The sequence below is a fragment of the Saccharomonospora marina XMU15 genome (assembly GCF_000244955.1).
In the GTDB taxonomy this organism is placed as follows: Bacteria; Actinomycetota; Actinomycetes; order Mycobacteriales; family Pseudonocardiaceae; genus Saccharomonospora_A; species Saccharomonospora_A marina.
This window is the reverse complement of the sequence record NZ_CM001439.1, coordinates 4,394,417-4,410,764: the sequence shown is the minus strand read 5'-3', so window position 1 is coordinate 4,410,764 and position 16,348 is coordinate 4,394,417. Positions and strand designations below refer to the sequence as shown.

Below are 16,348 nucleotides of genomic sequence, written 5' to 3'. Positions count from 1 at the left end.
GATCGTCGCGAAACCGGGCTCAGACCCGGTGTATGGTGATGTCGCCGAACCCGGTGTGCGCGCGCACTTCCACCGTTTCGCCCGTCCGTTCCGGCGGCTGCCCCGTCTCCTCCAGTGCGTTGCGCAACTGTCCGAAGCTGGTCTTGGCATCCAGCCACGCCGTCACGCCCTCGCCGATGCCGATTTCCAGGTCGCCCGTCGAGGTCTCGAGTACGACGGTGCCGCGAGTGACCTCACCGATGCGGATGGACCCGTTGGCGGTTTTCGCTTCCACCCCGCTGCCTGCGCGCTCCACCGCGATGTCGCCGTTCGCCGACCGCACCCGGGCCTCGCCACCGATCGAGCCGATGTCGGTGTTGCCGTTGGAGTTCTTGACCGTGGCACCGCCGTGGATCTCGCCGATCCGAATTCGCCCGGTTCCTGTGGTCACCTCGGCGTCGCCTGCGACACCTTCGACGGAGACGTGCCCGGCGGAGGTGTTCAGCCGTAGCGGCCCGGTGCGGTCCAGCCGGGCGTGGCCCGCCGAGGATTTGAACCGGCATTCGCCGAGCCTGCCGGTCGACTGGAACTCACCGACGGCCGCGTCGGCCTGCACCTGCGAGCCCTCGGGAAGTTCGACGGTCACATCCACCGACCAGCTCTTGGTGGACAGGTACTCGAACGGGCGAGGGTTTCTGCCCTTGATCAGCAGCGCGCCTGCCGAGTACTCGACGCGCACCTGCTTGGCCGCCTTCACATCCGTCGGCTCGTTCTCGTTGGTCGGGACCACCTCGACCACCGTGTCGGTGCGCTCGCTCGCGACGAACCGCACGTTGGCGACGCTGACATCGAGGGTCACGATGATCGGTTCCGGCGTTTCGAATTTGGGCATGGCTGTCCCCTTCTGATTGGTGAGATCGACGTTCCCCGCTGGTGAGAACGCTTGTGGTGTGGTGGCGCTCGCCGGGTGGCTAGCTGACCCAGCCGGTGTAGCGCTGCTTGCCCCTGCCGCCGCGCCGTGGTGATGCCTGGTTGGCAGCGGGTTGCCGCAACGCCGCCGAGGCGACCCGGCCGAGCCAGGCGTTGACCGAGCGGCCCTCCTTCGCGGCCGCCTGTTCGATCGAGGCCTTGAGAGGCTCCGGGAGCCGGAAGTTGATCCGAGCGGTGGCGGCTTCGTCGGTGCCCGCCGCCGGGGCCTCCTGGACCGGTTCGGGCTCCGGCGCGGTAGGTGCGGGTGTGGTCTCCGAAGGCGGGGGTGTCACCACGAACTGCGGGTCGCGGCCCCGCAACCGGACCTCCACCGAACCCGGCGCGAGGTCACGGGTGATCTCGTCGGCGGCGGCCGACAGTGCCTCCAGCAGGGTCAGCCGCAGTGCCGACTCGACCGGCCCTGCCAGCCGCTCGGCCAGCGCGCGGGCCTCCTCGCCGCCTGCCTCGGCGGCGGTCGCCAGTTCCCGGCCGAGGAAATCCACATACGGTGTCAAGTCCATGGCGCCACTATGGCACATATATGGCGCCACGACAAGCCAAGGTGGCACCAGGCGGCGCCAGACTGTGTCGGCTGGTGTCAAGGTTGTCCCACCGGTGGATCGGCGAGACGATGTCGGACTCCGGCACCGCCTTGGGCCGTGTCATGGACCGGGACGCGCGGGTTGACGTCGCCGAGGGACTCCGCGAGGTCGAGAAAGGGGATGAGACCGATCGAAATCCCGCAACTGCACGGCAAACCTTCGTACGATTCGGAAAAGAAGATCTGGCGCACGCTTTGCGCCTATTGCGAGGCGATCGACACGGCTGATTTCGAGGGTGTCGCGAGGCTGTGGAAGCACGGGACGTGGCCGTTCGCCGGTGAGCCGGGTCCGGAGCCGGTACGCCGCTGGCTCGCCGATCACGTGATCCTCTACGACGGAAAACCGCACACCAAGCACCAACTCACGAACGCCGTAATCGATGTCGACGACGAGGCAGGGACTGCTTCCTTCGCCAGTTACGCCAGCATCTGGCAGGCACTTCCGGACTTCCCACTGCAACCGATCATCTACGCGCGTTTCAACGGCACGTTCGAGCGGGTGGACGGACGGTGGTGGTGGAAGACGCTCGAGCTGATACCGGACCTGGTAGGCGATACCAGCAGGCATGTTCGCGGATGAGCGATGTCGATCGCCGCGCTGTCAGCGGCAGGCCGCATGCCCCGGCGTCATTGGGATACGGGAGCGCCTACTTCTTGAATGTCGCGGCGAACTGGCCGAACGCGGCCTGCTCCTCTTTGGACATCGCGTTCTTGGGAAACAGCTGAATGTGCGACTTGCCGAACAGCGCGTACCAGCCCTCGGCGGTCTCCACGATTTCTTCGGCCCAGGACCAGTGCATTCGTGACTCGCAGCCCGTCGTACTCACCGTGAGCCATTCGCTGTCGATCAGCACCTGCTGGTCCAGCCGGAAGTAGCCGGGAAGTGTCCGCATTGCCGAGCGAACCGAAATCCGTGCGATGAAGAACATCACGACCCCAGACGAGATCAGCGCGGACGATGCCCAGAACAGCAGTGCGCTGTCACCGAACATGTCGGTGAACTTGGCGGCGCCGACGCCTACACCGCCGAGGGCCACAAGAGCCACGCCCTGCGGCCGCGCCGAGGGCATCCGCCGCTCGAACAGGAACCGCAGTGTCCGTCGCAGCTGACTCTCGTCGTAGGGGACCTTCATCGAAATCCGCACTCCCAGAGCCTAGACCGCAGGGTGGGCCTCACGATCGCGAAGGCAGCAGCCGCCGCTTCCGGCTCGCCTACGCCCCCGCCTCCGACCGGTGGACAGTTCCGCCCGCGAGTGCCACCACGGCGGGCCTGACGGCTCATCCGGGCGGCTCACACCAGGGGTTGGCTGTCGGCCCGGCCGGGGTCATCGCCGACCGCAGTCGGGTCCAGTTCCTCGCCGTCGTCCTCGGCGTCCTCGAAGGGGTTGGCGAAGATCGAGGACAGCGTTTCCTCGACCGGGTTGCCGACCTCGTCCTCGGTGAGCAGAATCCGGCGGAGCATGTTCAGCGGGTACAGGTAGCTTTCCGGGTCATCGGGGGCGCCGACGCAGGGGTGGTCGAGCGCGGAGGTCTCCCCGGCCGCGTCGAAGAACGGCTCAAGCTCCCCGCTGACGATGTCGGGGATGTACTTCCACACCATCTTTCGGTGGCGGCACAACACCTCTCCGACGTACCAGATCGCGCCCTGGATGAAGGGCGTCATGCGCTGGTCGGTGAGCTCTTCCATGCTGTTCGCGGACTCCCGGATCAGCTCGTCCACGATCCCCAAGGAGGCCGGGGTGAAGTCCAGCGCGCTCGCGAAGGAGGTCTGTTCGGCCCATCTTTCGTGGGCGTCCTGGCGCTCACCCAACCACCTAAGCAGGTCGGGGTGCCGGGTCGACCACTCGATACCCATGCTGCTGCCCCTTCTGATCCGGCGATGCAGCACAGCGCCGTGTAAGTGATCTTTCCACATGACCGCCTGGTGACCACCCACCATGCGCGAGCCGAGCAACGATCCCCGGGTGATGCCGGAGCCTGCCCGCCCGGCCAGGACAGTGTGCGGCGGGTTCTGTGATCCGACAGGTGCCGCGCGAAGGATGTCTGGCAGCAGATGCGCAACACCGGGACGTGCTCGATGCCTACGATCCCGGCCATGGGCCAGGCACAGGACCGGTTCGCGCGGCTGGTCAAGAGTATGTGGGGACCTGCCTTGCGCGAACTGGGATTCACGGGGTCGGGCAGGGTCTGGACGCTGGCCGACCCGATCGATTGGGCGATGTTGGGCTTTCAGACGTCGACTGCAAGCACCAGCGACCAGGCCAAGTTCACGATCAACCTGTTGGTTGTAGGCAAGGCGGCCTGGGACGACGCTCGGGCGCAACATCCTTGGTACTCGGCACGCCCCAGCCCAAACACGATCGCGCTACACCGCTACGCGCAACGCTCCGGGCCGCTCATATGCGGCGCTGACCACTGGTGGCACCTCGCTGGGGACGGCAGTAACGAGGACGAGATTCGTGATGAAGTGCTTTGCGCGCTGCGTGCGGTGATCGTTCCGAAACTGAAGGCCGAGCTGGCGGATCGGACGCCCGGTCCACGTGGCAGGTTCGAGAAACTTCGGTGCGACTAGTAACCGCGGGCTAGCTGCCGCGTTCCCTGTTGACGAGCTGCGGCGGCTGCCCCGGTGTTCTTTGCCCCGCGTGGCGCAGTGCTGCGGGTGCGGAACTTCCGGCGTCGCGTGTTCGATCCTGTGGTCGGTGACGTCGGGCCGTTGGGATTCCACCCCATGAGCCGCGGTACGCGGCGGCATCGCTGACGGTTTCCCCGGGGCGGAGGTGAAAATCGTTCAGCAGCTGCTGGGCACATAACCGCCACGATTGCGCTCGATCGCTACGGACACCTATTCCCGGACCCGTTTGGGACGAGAGCGCTGACCGGATTGACCGGGCGGTGTGTGCCTCAGAAATGGTCGCGAAACCAACAGTAACGCTCTGACCTGGGCGCCCTCGGCGGGACTACCAAAGGATGGGAACGGGTCTGACCAGGGACTTCTCATCGGCACGTTGACGGTCGAGGCGACCTTCGAGCTTCCGGGCTCGCGTGGGAGCACCTCATGAACGCCAACTCACAGACAGTTGCTCGGTTTGTCACGGTCACGATGGGGTTGGTCATCGGGCTCACCTTCCTCTTCGGGTTCGGCAATGTGTTGAACCTGGCATTGACGCTGCAGGTACCCGCGTTTGTGGCGCCGCTGGTGGCACCGGCTGTTGATCTGACGGTGCTGGGGTTGCTTGTCGGTACGCGGCACCTGGCGCTGTCCGGGGCCAGCGATGACGTGCTTCGGCCGGCACGGCGCCTCTTGGTCGGGGCGAGCGTGGTGACCCTGCTGTTGAACGTTGCTGACCCGGTGTGTGCTGGTCAGTGGGGTAAGGCCGCGTTCGACTCGGTCGGCCCGCTCCTGCTGATCGGATGGGCCGAGGCCGGGCCTGGCCTGCTCCGCGCGCTTAGCGCCGCAAGCGCTGATCCTGGACCAGGGCAACCGTCCGGCGCCTCGTCTTCAGAGCCGAAGCGTGACGATGCGGAGCCGGATGCGCGCAGGCGCACGGCCCTACTTCATGACCAGCGGGTAGGAGCGGAGCCTCGCCGGACTACTGCTCTCGACGAGGAACTCGTAGAGCGCGCTCGCCGCGCGGACGCCGACCACTGGCGACGTTACCGGCGTCCGATCTCCGCGGAGACGCTCCGGAAGCAACTTCGGGTTGGCGCAACAACATCGCGGGCTCTAGTGGCGGAGGTTCGGCCAAAGAACACTCCGCAAAGTTCGACGAACACTGAGGTGGCGAGTGATCGGCTAACGGTCTGACTGGAACCGGCAGTCAATGGCGTTGGATTCGGGCGGCGAACGTGGCTGCCGTGCCACCTTCGCCGCACCCGAAGCAGTGGTAGGTGCCGTGAGGCGGGCGGACCTGGAAGGTCGTCGACGTGCAGAACGGGCAGGGACCGTACCAGCGACCGGGAACGTGTTCGCGCAGCGCGACGTGGCGGGCGATCACGGTCAGGATGTCGCTGCCGTGGGACGGGTCCGGGGTTGCCGTGGAGGTGGTCATTTCTGCCACCGTAGCGGCGCTGACCGACAGCGCGTCGTCATGTGGACTCGGTGGCGGGTGGCAGATCGAGGGGCTCGGCGCGTTCGTGCAGGGCGGAATCCCGTCTCATCGCGGTACGGAAGAACGTTGTCGCGACGATCGAGCAGGGTGCCGGCAGAGCGGTCAGTGCCTTCGGCTCGGCCTCGCCCGTAGTGATCTGGCGGAGGTACCAGCGCACGCGATCCAGGACCTGGTTGGTGGCCTCGCGGACATTGGCCAGATGTCCCTGCCGGAGTTGCTCGTGCGCACGCTCGGTCGCGGTCTCGATCAGGTAGACCGCCTCCGCCAGCGTCAGCCTGTCGGCCAGGCGGCCCATGATGTCGCGTTCGAGGTCGTGGCGTGGTGCGGGCAGGCCGCGCTCGTGCAGCGCTCGGATCAGATAGCCGGTGTTCTCGGCGTGCAGCAGCTTGCGGCACTCCACGGCGCGCTGCCGGTGCCACCGCTCGGGCCATGGACCGGTCAACGCTGCCACGAGATCGGCGACGAGGGCTTCGTTGCGCGGGCCGGTCGGCCCCGGCCCAGGTGCGGTCAAGCGGGCCGTTTCGAAGTTGAGCGACACCTCCTGAGCCCGGCTGTGGACGGCGCGATACCCCGAGGGCGGGCAGTCCGGATGCGGGAACAGGAGTCCTGCTTTGATCAGCTCCCGCAACCGCGCGCGGGCGTCTAGTTCGGTTCCCGCGTAAGGCGGCACTAGTCTCCGCCGCCACCGTTGCAGCGGCGTGGTCGAGGTGAACGCGCTGTCGAAGGGCACCCGAAATACCGCCAGCAGGCTCACTGCCTCCCGCAGCGACAAGGCCGCGACCTTCACCGGCGGATGCTCGTCGTACCAGCCGTGGTCCACACGCCACCGCTTCACGGCGACCGCTCGATCTGCCGCGTCGACCGCGGACGCACGGCACGGCGCGCAGGCCTGAACCTCGCCTGCATCCAGCCGCTTGAGCACCTTCTGATAGTCGGGCCGGTTGTCGACATGGACACGAGCACCGCAGCCCGGACACGATGCCGCCGGGACATGCGCACGGACCCGCTTACGCAGGTAGTACGCCAAACCCGGGATCCGCTGCCGGGCTAACGCCGGACGCTCGTCGTAGGCCCGCCGCTCCAGGTCACCGACCTTGTAGACGAACTTCCCGTCGCCATCCACGAGCCAGTAGTCCCGAGCCAGCTGCTGCTCCCACGGATCCTCCGTGATGAACTCCAGAACCAAGCGCCGATCGCGTTGCCCCGACTCCTCCACATTGGGCATCGCCCGCTCACCTCGCCACCGACCATCACGGAGACCAACACCGACTGCCGTATCGCTTTCGACCCGCGCCCGTATCGCCCTCGACGAACATAGCCCAGCCGGCCTTCGACAACGCGTTTCCCAGGCCGTCGCCGCAGTGGTCACGCCAGGTCACGTGGGCGAATTCGGCAGCAGAGGGGCCTAAGGGATGTCTCGTAACCCGGTGTGGGTCGGTTGGGGGTGTTGGTTGATCATGGTGTGGTGCAGGTGATCTCGGCGTCGCGGTCGGAGTGGATTGCCCCGTTCACGGGGTTGGAACCGGGTCAATTCCGCAAGTTGGTGCGGGTCGTGGCGAAACGCGGCGGCGACGAGATCGCCGATGGCCGGCCTGGCCGTCAGTGGCGTCTTGATCTGGCTGATCGTGTGCTGCTGGTGGCGACGTACTGGCGGACGAACCTGACGATGCGCCAGATCGGACCGTTGTTCGGGGTGTCGCATTCGGCGGCGCACCGGGTGATCGACACGATCGGACCGCTGCTGGCGCTGGCCCCGGTCCGCACGCGGCGGATCGACGCGATCGCGATCGTGGACGGCACGCTGGTGCCGACGCGGGATCACCGGCTGGCGGAGCCGTCGAAGAACTACCGGTACTCGGCGAACGTGCAGGTCGCGATCGACGCGGACACCCGGTTGGTGATCGCCACCGGCGACGCGCATCCGGGCAACCGCAACGACTGCACCGTCTACCGCGACTGCGGTATCGAGCAGGGACTGGCGGGGCGTCCGGTGATGGCCGACGGCGGCTACCAGGGCAACCCGGCCGTGATCATGCCCTACCGCAAACCTCGTGACAGCAGCGATCTCCCGGACTGGCAGGAAGACCTCAACGCCGGCCACCGCAAGATCCGTGCCCGCGTCGAGCACGCACTGGCCCGGATGAAGTGCTGGAAGATCCTGCGCGACTACCGCCGCGCCGCCAGCACACTCAACGACACCGTCTCCGGCATCGCGCACCTGCACAACATCCTCCTCGCCGACTGATCCACAACGCCAGCCCCACCAACCACAAGATCAGTTACGAGACATCCCTTAGACTCGGTAATGTCGATATTGGCTGGCGAGTCGATATCGAGGGGGCTATGGCTGAGCGGGTGGGGATACCTGCGGCGCGAGACAGCCGCGGGCGAAGATACGGGCGGGCCGCCATCGACGCGGTTCCGCCTCCGTTCGAGGCGTACAAGCCGCTGCACTGCGGCGCCTGTACCACCGCTGTGATCGCGGTGCCGTCCTACCCGCGCCGCACACCCAATGGCGGGACGACCCAGGTGATAGCGTTCTACCGCCTGACAGGCAACGGCGGACACGACCCGGGCTGCGACTACGACTTCAAGAACCGCGCCGAGAACCTCATCCGCGACAGCCGAGGCACTCTGGTCAAAGACGGCGAGGATTACGAGCTGCGGCTACCGGACCCCGACACGATCGAACCGCCCGACCCCCGGCCACCCGGTAACCCTGGCGAGCCCACAGCCCGCTTGAGCGTCACCACCTCCAACCACACGCTCGTCCCGGCACTGAGTACCGCCGCCGCCATCCTGCGGCTCTTGCGTGAGTTCGACGATGACCCCGACGCAGCGCGCCGATTCCGAGCCCGCTACGCCGGGAAGAAACTGCGGTGGAACCAGTTCTGCCGCCACGCGACCGAGGCCGCCGCGATCGCCGCCCACCTGGAACGGCCACCGAAGACCCGGCACCCCCTCGCGGTCCACGGCACGGTCCGCGACATCGGCACTGCACACTCTGGCAACACCCAGCAGCTCCGCGACGAGCACGAGGACTACCTCGACCACGCCGGAGAACGACGACGCCTGCGCATCGTCGTCCGGTCCAAAAACCCCAACACCTTCACCGACGTGCACGCTGGTGATCGATGGCTCGGATACGGACACTGGCGACTGTGGCTCGCCCCGCGCGCACCCATCGCCGAAATACAGCTGTGGATCGAAGGCCCCTGGTCACTCGCCACCTGGCGCTAACGCGGGCCGCGGCGCTTCCCGACGGCAGCGCTGGGCCAGAGCAAGCTACCGAGCCCCGCACCGAAGGCGATACCGATGCCGGTGACAAACCCGGTGACAAGGCCTGGCCGTTCAACGGAGCTAGGGCGTGTCCTCAAAGCCAGATGAGCAGGGTGGCCAGGTCGAGCATGCCTTGGTAGGAGATGGCGGTCTTGTCGAACCGGGTGGCGATGGCGCGGAAGTGCTTGAGGCGGTTGAAGCAGCGTTCGACGATGTTGCGGTGTTTGTAGGCGATGCGGTCGAAGACCGGTGGGCGTCCACCGATTCGGCCGCGGCGCTGTCGGTTGGCCTGCTGGTCACGGCGTTCGGGGATGGTCGCCGGGATGTGCCGCCGACGCAGGTAGGAGCGGATCGCACGGCTGGAGTAGCCCTTGTCCGCCAGCACCCTGCTCGGCCGGGTCGGCGGCCGCCCGGGACCCGGCCGGCGGAACTCGATTCCAGTCAGCACGTCGGTAAACATGGTGCAGTCGTTGACGTTGCCGCCGGTGAGGACGACCGAGAGCGGTCGCCCGTGACCGTCGCAAGCGAGGTGGATCTTGGTGGTGGTCCGCCACGGGACCGGCCGATGGCATGATCATCTGGCTCGCTGTGCCCGCCGTACGACCCGGACTCCCCCTGTGTGAGGCGTGCCCGCGCGGCGGGCGCCGGCAGCGTGCTGGTGCGCCCGCACGATGCTGGAATCGACCGAGACCTCCCGGTCGAGCTCGTCGATCGCGTCGGCGATCACCCGCACCCGCGTCACCAGCATCGTGAGAGTCCCGTTGCGCGACCAACGCCAGAACCGGTTGTACACGGTCTTCCACGGTCCGTACCGCTCGGGCAGGTCCCGCCACGCCACACCGGTCTTGGCCTTGAACAACATGCCATTGAGCACCCGACGGTCATCAACCCGCGGACGCCCCTTCGCACCCGACACGGGAAGCAACGGTGCGATCACCTGCCACTGCTCATCGGTCAACTCATGCCTACGCACCACAACCCAAGATCAAAGCAGGTCACTCTCACCCACTTTGAGGACACGCCCTAGGACGGTTCGTGGTGTATATCCACCACTGGGCCTACGACGCCGGCACCGTCGAGGTCTTCGAGGTCTTCGACACCTTCGCGGCGGCACGCGCCAAGTTCACCCGTGACAGGCGAATTCGCGACGTCGAGTGGGATATTGCGGAAGAGAACCTGCGTGCGTTTCCCCGTCCGGAGCGCCTGGACATCTGACTCGCCCGCATCGGGCGATCTGTTCGCCGGCCAGAGCTGTCTGGTGGTCTTACCCGGGTGCGACGGCAGACCGCGGCTGTAACCTCGCGCTACGTAGCACAAGCCCTCGGCCTGCCGTGCCCGGTCGGGTTGAGCTGATCGTGGGCGCGATCGCGCGGGTACCCCCGTCGCCCCGCCCCGTCACGGCGAGGTAGACCCGATCGGCGCAGCCTGTACTCGACGACGCCGGCCGAGCCCCGGCGGGCCTGCGGCGAGCCGGATGCATCCCCGCGCCTCAGATCAACCAGCGACCGCGGGGCTCACTGACGATCGATGAGCTCACGAAGCAGGCTGGAGATGTCGGTCATGCCTGCGGTCAACTTGCCGAAGCCTTCGTCGACTCGACCGGCGAGGGTGTCGGTCTCGCCGCGATCTTTAAGCTGCGTCTCTCGCAGTGCGTTGAGCACGCGGGTGTGAGCCGCGAGGGTTTCGCTGACCTGGGTGACGTCCCGATCGGCACCGCCGGCCAGCACACGAGCGGCTGCAGCGTCCTGCGCGATCTGAGCCATGCGCTCCTCGAGGGCCACCAGCCGCCGTTCCAACTCTTCGAGTGTCGCCACGGTGTTGAGTCTCCTATCGAACGTGATTGGCCCGTATGGCCGTGAGTTGGGTTGTCCCTTGCCTGATTGGTGCAGCCTTGGTCGGTCCGGCTTCGCGGTGCTCGAGCGTCTGCCGTGGCTTTGGGGCACCGGCGCGGTGCTGGTGGGGTGGCTAGAAGGGCGGGTGGTCGGTGCTCGCGGGTTGGTGTTGTTCGGGGTTGTGGAGGTGGTGCTCGGGTATCGCCTGCACGGTGATTTCAGTGGAGCAGTGGTCGTCGGTGGCGATCAGTGCGTAACGGCGGCCGTGGGAGTGGACGAGGTGGAGCGCCGGCGGTGGGGGTTCGTCGGGGAGGGGTTCGGCATCGACGTTGTTGATCGCTGCTTGGACGAACCACGCAGCGACGGCGGGGGCTTCCCAGCCTCGTGTCCAGCCGGGGTCGTGGGGGTTGGAGGGGCAGAGCACTTCGATGTCGGTGGCGTGTACAGCAGGCCCCTTCGAGGGGGGATTACGTGGGATCGGTGTTTCTGGTTGGGTTCGCTGGCGTGCGGGCCTCGGGCCGGACCTTCGGCTTGGTTTCGGGTAGATCGCTTCCCGCGAGATGACCCACGGTCGTTGGAGGCGGTTCGGTCGGTTCGCCGATACGGGTGATTCCCGTCATCGCTCAGTCGGTGAGCAATTGTCAATACCTGTGGATCGCGGGCTTTCAGGATGCCCGTAGCCAGTGGTCGATGACCATGATGTCCTCGACGATGAGACCGCGGGACGGCGCGACGTGGTGAAGCAGAGCGCGGCCATGATGATGCGTGGACACCCACTCGCGGTCGGCATCAGTGACCTCGTCGTCGACCCAGATGAAGGGTCGTCCGTCAGCCCACTCCACCAGAGTGCGGGTCTTCCAGTGCAGACCGAACCACTGGTCTTCGCGCTCATGCTCAGCGGAGGGCTCCGGCAGTGCACGACCGGCAACGACGGCAGCCCTAGCCGGGGTGCCATCTCGGTGTTCGCTTCCTGTTCCCAGGTCGTGGCCCAGATCAAGTCACACGGCAACGCGGCCAGCCGAGGCCCCACTTGCGGGTTGAGCCGGTCCAGGTACGAATCGCCCCCGGCACCGGGTGGTTCGCGGGTGGTGTCGCTACCGAAGGGCAGCAGCGTTCCGTCAATATCGAGGAACAACAGGGCACGTTGCCGGTCGGGTGTCATGCCGCGGCGTCCTCCTCGCGTTCGACCAGGACACCCCGCTCGAAGCGGGCACCCGCGCGCACCAGCGCGACCAGGTGTGGGGCGTTGACCGCGCGCCAGCGGGCCTGGGCCGATTCGATCAGCTTGAACGCCATCGCCAGCCCGGCCGCCCGCGAGCCTGGTCCCTTGGTGACCTTGGTGCGGTGGCGCACCGTGGCGAAGGTCGACTCGATTGGGTTGGTCGTGCGCAGGTGAATCCAGTGCTCGGCCGGGTAGTTGTAGAACGCCAGCAACTCCTCGACATCGTCGGTGATCTTCGCGACCGCCTTGGGGAACTTCGCCCCGTAGACGGCGTCGAAGGCGTTCACCGCGTCCAGGGCGTGGCGGCGGTCCTCGGCGTTCCAGATCTCCGCCAGCGCCTTCTTCGCGCCGGGATGAGCGGTCTTCGGGAGTGCGGCCAGCACGTTAGCGATCTTGTGAAACCAACACCTCTGCTCCCGCGCGGCCGGGAAGACCTCGCGTAACGCGCCCCAGAATCCCAGCGCGCCATCCCCGATAGCCAGCACCGGAGCTGTCATCCCGCGTCGGGAGCAGTCGCGCAGCAGGTCGGCCCATGACTCGGTCGACTCGCGGTAGCCGTCGGCCAGGGCGACCAGCTCCTTGCGGCCATCAGCGCGCACGCCGATCATCACCAGCAGGCAAAGTTTGTGTTCCTCCAGCCGGACGTTGACATGGATGCCGTCTGCCCACAGGTAGACGTAGTCCATGCCGGCCAGGTCGCGTTCGGCGAAGGCACGTTGTTCGGCTTTCCACTGCTCGGTCAGCTTGGTGATCACCGGCGCGGACAGGCCTTCGCGGAGCCGAGAAACTGGCCTAGCGCGGGCACGAAGTCACCCGAGGACAGACCATGCAGGTACAACAGAGGCAGCACGTCGGTGATCTTCGGTGTCTTGCGGGCCCACGGCGGCAGGATCGCCGAGGAAAACCGCTTCCGCTCACCGGTGCCCGGCTCGACGCGGCGGTCGTTGACCCGCGGCGCGGTCACCTCCACCGCTCCGGCGCTGGTGAGCACCTCCCGGGGTTGGTGGTGGCCGTTGCGTACGACCAGGCGGTGGCCGTGCTCGTCGCGCTCGTCGGAGAACGCGGCGATGTAGGCGTCGACCTCGGCTTTCAGGGCTTCGGCCAGCATCCGGCGGGCGCCCTCGCGGACGATCTGGTCGATCAACGATGCTTCGCCGGTGGCCGGCCGGTCGTTGTCGCCGGATGCGGGGCCAGGGACTACGGTGAGCATGGGCGTGCCTTCCCGAACCAGCGCGCCAACGCTGGCCTGATCAGAACTTCGAACCTTTCAGATCATCCTCGGGAAGGTGCGCCCTCTCACGTCACCTCGCCGGGGACCATCCGCAGGTTCTGATCATTGCTCGTTGCGAGTTCTCGAGCACCGGAGGCCGATTTGCATAAATAGCACAATTGACCATCAATGCGACAGCGGGTGCGGCATTGCGAGGCAGAGGGGACATCGCTGTTTCGCGCGCGCCGCCGGACGAATACGCTGCAGCAATTGGAGCATTATGTGATCTGCGCCATAGTGCATCTGAGTGGTTTGGACCTTTCCGACCCCAAGGTGCTGCGTGAGCGAGGTTAGCGTTCCTGCCGTGACAGCGTCCGCTGCTCCAAGTGAAGCTGTGTGCTTCTGAAGGTGGGACTCTTCTTATGCAACGAAGATCGTTGCGCAGTTTTGCGTGTCGGGATCCCGTGACCTTGCTCGCCCGCGGCGTCGGCGCTCGCGATCGAGGACCAGCGGTCGACCTGTTTACCGAAGGCGTCCTGCTGGCGGGGGGCACCCGAGGGCTTCGGCGGCGTCGCGCAAGCTGGTGCGGCTGGTCGCGACGCGGGGCGCAGACGAGATCGCGGACGGCCACCCTGGCCGGCAGTGCTGCGTTGCCGCTGGCCGGCCGCGTGCTGCTGGTCACCAAGGTACTGGCGGACGAAGCTGACGATGCGCCAGATGGGGGCGCGTTGTTCGGGGTTTCGCATTCCGCGGCGCACCGGGTGATCGACACGATCGGCCCGCTGCTGGCACTGGCGCCGGTCCGCAAACGCCGGGTCGACGCGGTCGCGATCGTGGACGGCGCCCTGGTCCCGGCCCGGGATCATCGGCTGGCGACACCGTCGAGGAATTACCGGTACTCGAACGAACGTGCAGGTCGCGATCGACGCCGAAACGCGGCTGGTGATTGCCACCCGAGATCCGCAACCGGGAAGCCGCAACGACTGCACTGTCTACCGCGACTGCGGTATCGCCGAGACGCTCGCGGACCGGCCGGGCATGGCTCAACCCGCGATAGCAGCGCGTTGCCGGACTGGAAGGAAGATCTCAACGCGACCCACCGTAAGGTTCCTGCCCGTGTCGAGCACGTCCCGGCCCGGATAAAACCCTCAAGATCCTCCGTGACTACCGCCGCGCCGCCAGCACCCTCGCCGACACGGTGTCCGGCATCGCGAACCTGCACAACATCCTCCTCGACGCCTGACCGCAACACCAGCCCCGCCAACCACAACAGCAGTGACGAGACATCCCTCAAGGCGACGTCCCGCGTCGGAGCCCTGTGCGTCCGGGCGACACCTCCTGTCCGCCGGCATTTCAGGTGAAAAGTCAACGCGCTGGCCCTGGACACTCCCCGTGGGCTCGTGCAAACTCTCAGTGAGACCTCGGTTGTCTGTGATTTCGGTGCCGGGTCAGGGAGGATGGAGCATGCGGCTGTGCTGGTGTGTCCACTCGCCTGAAGGCGCAGATCGGCGAAACGGGCTCGCCGTGTCCGGTTGACGGCCCATGCGCACCAAGTTCCGAGAGTGGTTTGGTGATCCTCGGTCATTGAGGGCGGGCGATGGCGGATCCGTCCGTTTGGTGGATTCGACGTTGTTGCGGAGTCTGTCAGTCCGTACTGTCAGTGACAATTAATCTGCACGTGTCTCGGCGTGGGTGATCTGCTTCGAGATCCTCGATGACGCTGTCGGATAGCGCTTTCTGCCATCGCTCCGCGGTGCGCCGAAATAACTGCTGTGGCCGCCATGTTGGGCGCATCGGGTGAAGATTGTGATCTTCCTTGTTTCCGGCGGCGGCCGTTTGTACGTTGAACAGCGGAGCTCGTGAACTGGGAGTTGCCTATAGTGGGCCGTATCTGCCTTGTGTGATGGCGGGTTATTCACCCGACGGGTGGCCGATTTTTCTTGCTGTGGGCCGCTTCACGGGAATCCGGAAATGCGCGCTCCCTCCTGACTCGGGCAGCGCGAAGAAACTGGATCAGCAATCAGGGGGTAGAACATGGTCGGGCCCGGTAACGCACCGCAGGACTGGGCGTCCAGGGGCGGTGGTGGCCGTTGCGGTCTGGACGAGGAACTGGCCCGGTGCCGGCCGGTGCGCGTGGCTGTCGACGAGTTGTTGCCCGCCGAATCATTGCGCACGGACGGAGAAGACGCCGGGTACGTCCGGACCCTAGCCGACGTCGAGGACGGGGTTCCCGCCATCGTGGTGGACAGCGCTACCAAGCGGGTCATTGACGGGATGCACCGGCTGCGGGCGGCTGCCCTGCGCGGGCAGAAGTTCATCGATGCCGTGCTGTTCGACGGTAGCCGCGAGGACGCCTTCGTCCTCGCGGTGTGCCTGAACCGGGCACACGGGCTGCCGCTGTCGCCGGAAGACCGGCGGAAGGCGGCCGTCCGGATCATCGGCAGCCACCCGACGTGGTCGGACCGGGCCATCGCGGACATCGCTGGGTTGTCGTCCAAGACCGTCGGATCGCTGCGCCGGAACACCGCGGGGACGGGCGCCGTCCCGCACTCCCGCGTCGGAGTGGACGGGAAGGCCCGGCCGGTCGATCCCGCGGAGTCCCGGCGGCGGGTCCGGAAGGTGCTCAACGACCTTCCCCAAGCGAGCCTGCGGGAGGTCGCGCGGCGGGCGGGCGTGTCGACGGGAACGGTGCGCGATGTCCGCAAGCGCCTGGCGTCGGGGCAGGACCCCGTGCCGGACCGGCAGCGGAACGCCGAGCACAGGCCGAACGGCGACACCGGTGGCCTCCGGGCCGCGGCCGATCCTTTGCAGCTGCACGCGACGCACCTCGAGAACCTCAAGCGCGATCCCTCCATGCGGTTCAGCGAAGCCGGGCGCAACCTGCTGCGCCTGCTCGCGATCGGGACACTGCCCACCGCGCAGTGGCAGCGCTACGTCGACAGCGTCCCGATGCACTGCCTGGTGACCGCGGCGACCGCCGCGCGCCGGTGCTCCGAGGTGTGGACGAGCATCGCGCTCCATCTCAACGAGCGGATCCGTGATTCGGACACGGTGATGGCCGATGTGCCGTGAAGCCCGACGGGGCCGCTGTGCAACCAGAGAGTTTCCCCGGTTGAACAGCGATCGACACGACGTGGGAGGGGCCTG

The 16,348-nt window shown here is 66.8% G+C and carries 15 protein-coding genes and 3 pseudogenes; 8 read left to right on the top strand and 10 right to left on the bottom strand.

From position 1 onward, the window contains the following. Positions 1-19: 19 nt before the first annotated feature. Positions 20-871: a DUF4097 family beta strand repeat-containing protein gene (locus tag SACMADRAFT_RS20880; RefSeq protein ID WP_009155833.1), complete on the bottom strand. Its 852-nt coding sequence runs from the start codon at positions 869-871 to the stop codon at positions 20-22. Positions 872-950: 79 nt separating this feature from the next. Further along, positions 951-1,469, bottom strand: a complete 519-nt coding sequence (locus SACMADRAFT_RS20875) for a hypothetical protein (RefSeq protein ID WP_009155832.1) — start codon at positions 1,467-1,469, stop codon at positions 951-953. A gap of 201 nt (positions 1,470-1,670) precedes the next feature. Here SACMADRAFT_RS20875 and SACMADRAFT_RS20870 point away from each other — a divergent pair, with 201 nt between their 5' ends. Then, positions 1,671-2,129 carry a nuclear transport factor 2 family protein gene (locus SACMADRAFT_RS20870; RefSeq protein ID WP_009155831.1) on the top strand — a complete coding sequence of 153 codons (459 nt, stop codon included), beginning with the start codon at positions 1,671-1,673 and terminating at the stop codon, positions 2,127-2,129. 67 nt (positions 2,130-2,196) lie between these two features. On the opposite strand, the gene SACMADRAFT_RS20865 is transcribed toward SACMADRAFT_RS20870, so the two are convergent. Beyond that, positions 2,197-2,694: a YcxB family protein gene (locus SACMADRAFT_RS20865; RefSeq protein WP_040925820.1), complete on the bottom strand. Its 498-nt coding sequence runs from the start codon at positions 2,692-2,694 to the stop codon at positions 2,197-2,199. A 146-nt stretch (positions 2,695-2,840) separates the two neighbouring features. After that, positions 2,841-3,404, bottom strand: coding sequence for a hypothetical protein (locus SACMADRAFT_RS20860; protein WP_009155829.1), 564 nt, complete (start codon positions 3,402-3,404; stop codon positions 2,841-2,843). A gap of 240 nt (positions 3,405-3,644) precedes the next feature. Here SACMADRAFT_RS20860 and SACMADRAFT_RS20855 point away from each other — a divergent pair, with 240 nt between their 5' ends. Together SACMADRAFT_RS20855 and SACMADRAFT_RS29330 are read left to right on the top strand one after the other, a co-directional pair. Further along, the gene (locus tag SACMADRAFT_RS20855) at positions 3,645-4,121 is read left to right on the top strand and encodes a DUF4304 domain-containing protein (protein WP_157617294.1); all 477 of its coding nucleotides are present in this window, start codon (positions 3,645-3,647) and stop codon (positions 4,119-4,121) included. Between the two features lie 483 nt (positions 4,122-4,604). After that, complete coding sequence (locus tag SACMADRAFT_RS29330; protein WP_009155827.1) at positions 4,605-5,354, top strand: hypothetical protein; 750 nt, start codon at positions 4,605-4,607, stop codon at positions 5,352-5,354. A 13-nt stretch (positions 5,355-5,367) separates the two neighbouring features. Here SACMADRAFT_RS29330 and SACMADRAFT_RS20850 read toward each other — a convergent pair whose 3' ends face one another. Next, complete coding sequence (locus SACMADRAFT_RS20850) at positions 5,368-5,598, bottom strand: CHC2 zinc finger domain-containing protein (RefSeq protein ID WP_009155826.1); 231 nt, start codon at positions 5,596-5,598, stop codon at positions 5,368-5,370. A gap of 37 nt (positions 5,599-5,635) precedes the next feature. Next, positions 5,636-7,027 carry a hypothetical protein gene (locus tag SACMADRAFT_RS20845; RefSeq protein WP_157617293.1) on the bottom strand — a complete coding sequence of 464 codons (1,392 nt, stop codon included), beginning with the start codon at positions 7,025-7,027 and terminating at the stop codon, positions 5,636-5,638. A gap of 96 nt (positions 7,028-7,123) precedes the next feature. Here SACMADRAFT_RS20845 and SACMADRAFT_RS20840 point away from each other — a divergent pair, with 96 nt between their 5' ends. Further along, positions 7,124-7,903 carry a transposase family protein gene (locus SACMADRAFT_RS20840; protein ID WP_083841055.1) on the top strand — a complete coding sequence of 260 codons (780 nt, stop codon included), beginning with the start codon at positions 7,124-7,126 and terminating at the stop codon, positions 7,901-7,903. Positions 7,904-8,001: 98 nt separating this feature from the next. Beyond that, positions 8,002-8,898, top strand: coding sequence for a hypothetical protein (locus tag SACMADRAFT_RS20835; RefSeq protein ID WP_009155823.1), 897 nt, complete (start codon positions 8,002-8,004; stop codon positions 8,896-8,898). Between the two features lie 133 nt (positions 8,899-9,031). Here SACMADRAFT_RS20835 and SACMADRAFT_RS29325 read toward each other — a convergent pair. After that, positions 9,032-9,853, bottom strand: a pseudogene (locus SACMADRAFT_RS29325) (IS5 family transposase). 119 nt (positions 9,854-9,972) lie between these two features. Here SACMADRAFT_RS29325 and SACMADRAFT_RS20820 point away from each other — a divergent pair. Continuing rightward, positions 9,973-10,152, top strand: coding sequence for a hypothetical protein (locus SACMADRAFT_RS20820; protein WP_009155822.1), 180 nt, complete (start codon positions 9,973-9,975; stop codon positions 10,150-10,152). Between the two features lie 299 nt (positions 10,153-10,451). Here SACMADRAFT_RS20820 and SACMADRAFT_RS20815 read toward each other — a convergent pair whose 3' ends face one another. The 3 genes and pseudogenes from SACMADRAFT_RS20815 to SACMADRAFT_RS20800 form a co-directional block, all read right to left on the bottom strand. Further along, positions 10,452-10,751: a hypothetical protein gene (locus tag SACMADRAFT_RS20815; RefSeq protein WP_009155821.1), complete on the bottom strand. Its 300-nt coding sequence runs from the start codon at positions 10,749-10,751 to the stop codon at positions 10,452-10,454. A gap of 683 nt (positions 10,752-11,434) precedes the next feature. After that, positions 11,435-11,611: a hypothetical protein gene (locus tag SACMADRAFT_RS30525; RefSeq protein WP_198285882.1), complete on the bottom strand. Its 177-nt coding sequence runs from the start codon at positions 11,609-11,611 to the stop codon at positions 11,435-11,437. Positions 11,612-11,927: 316 nt separating this feature from the next. After that, positions 11,928-13,201 (bottom strand): annotated as a pseudogene (locus SACMADRAFT_RS20800) (IS256 family transposase). Between the two features lie 574 nt (positions 13,202-13,775). On the opposite strand from SACMADRAFT_RS20800, the pseudogene SACMADRAFT_RS29320 reads away from it, so the two are divergent. Further along, a pseudogene (locus SACMADRAFT_RS29320) lies at positions 13,776-14,444 on the top strand (transposase family protein); the annotation flags it as partial. Positions 14,445-15,235: 791 nt separating this feature from the next. Beyond that, positions 15,236-16,273, top strand: a complete 1,038-nt coding sequence (locus SACMADRAFT_RS20795) for a ParB/RepB/Spo0J family partition protein (protein WP_009155819.1) — start codon at positions 15,236-15,238, stop codon at positions 16,271-16,273. Positions 16,274-16,348: the final 75 nt, after the last annotated feature.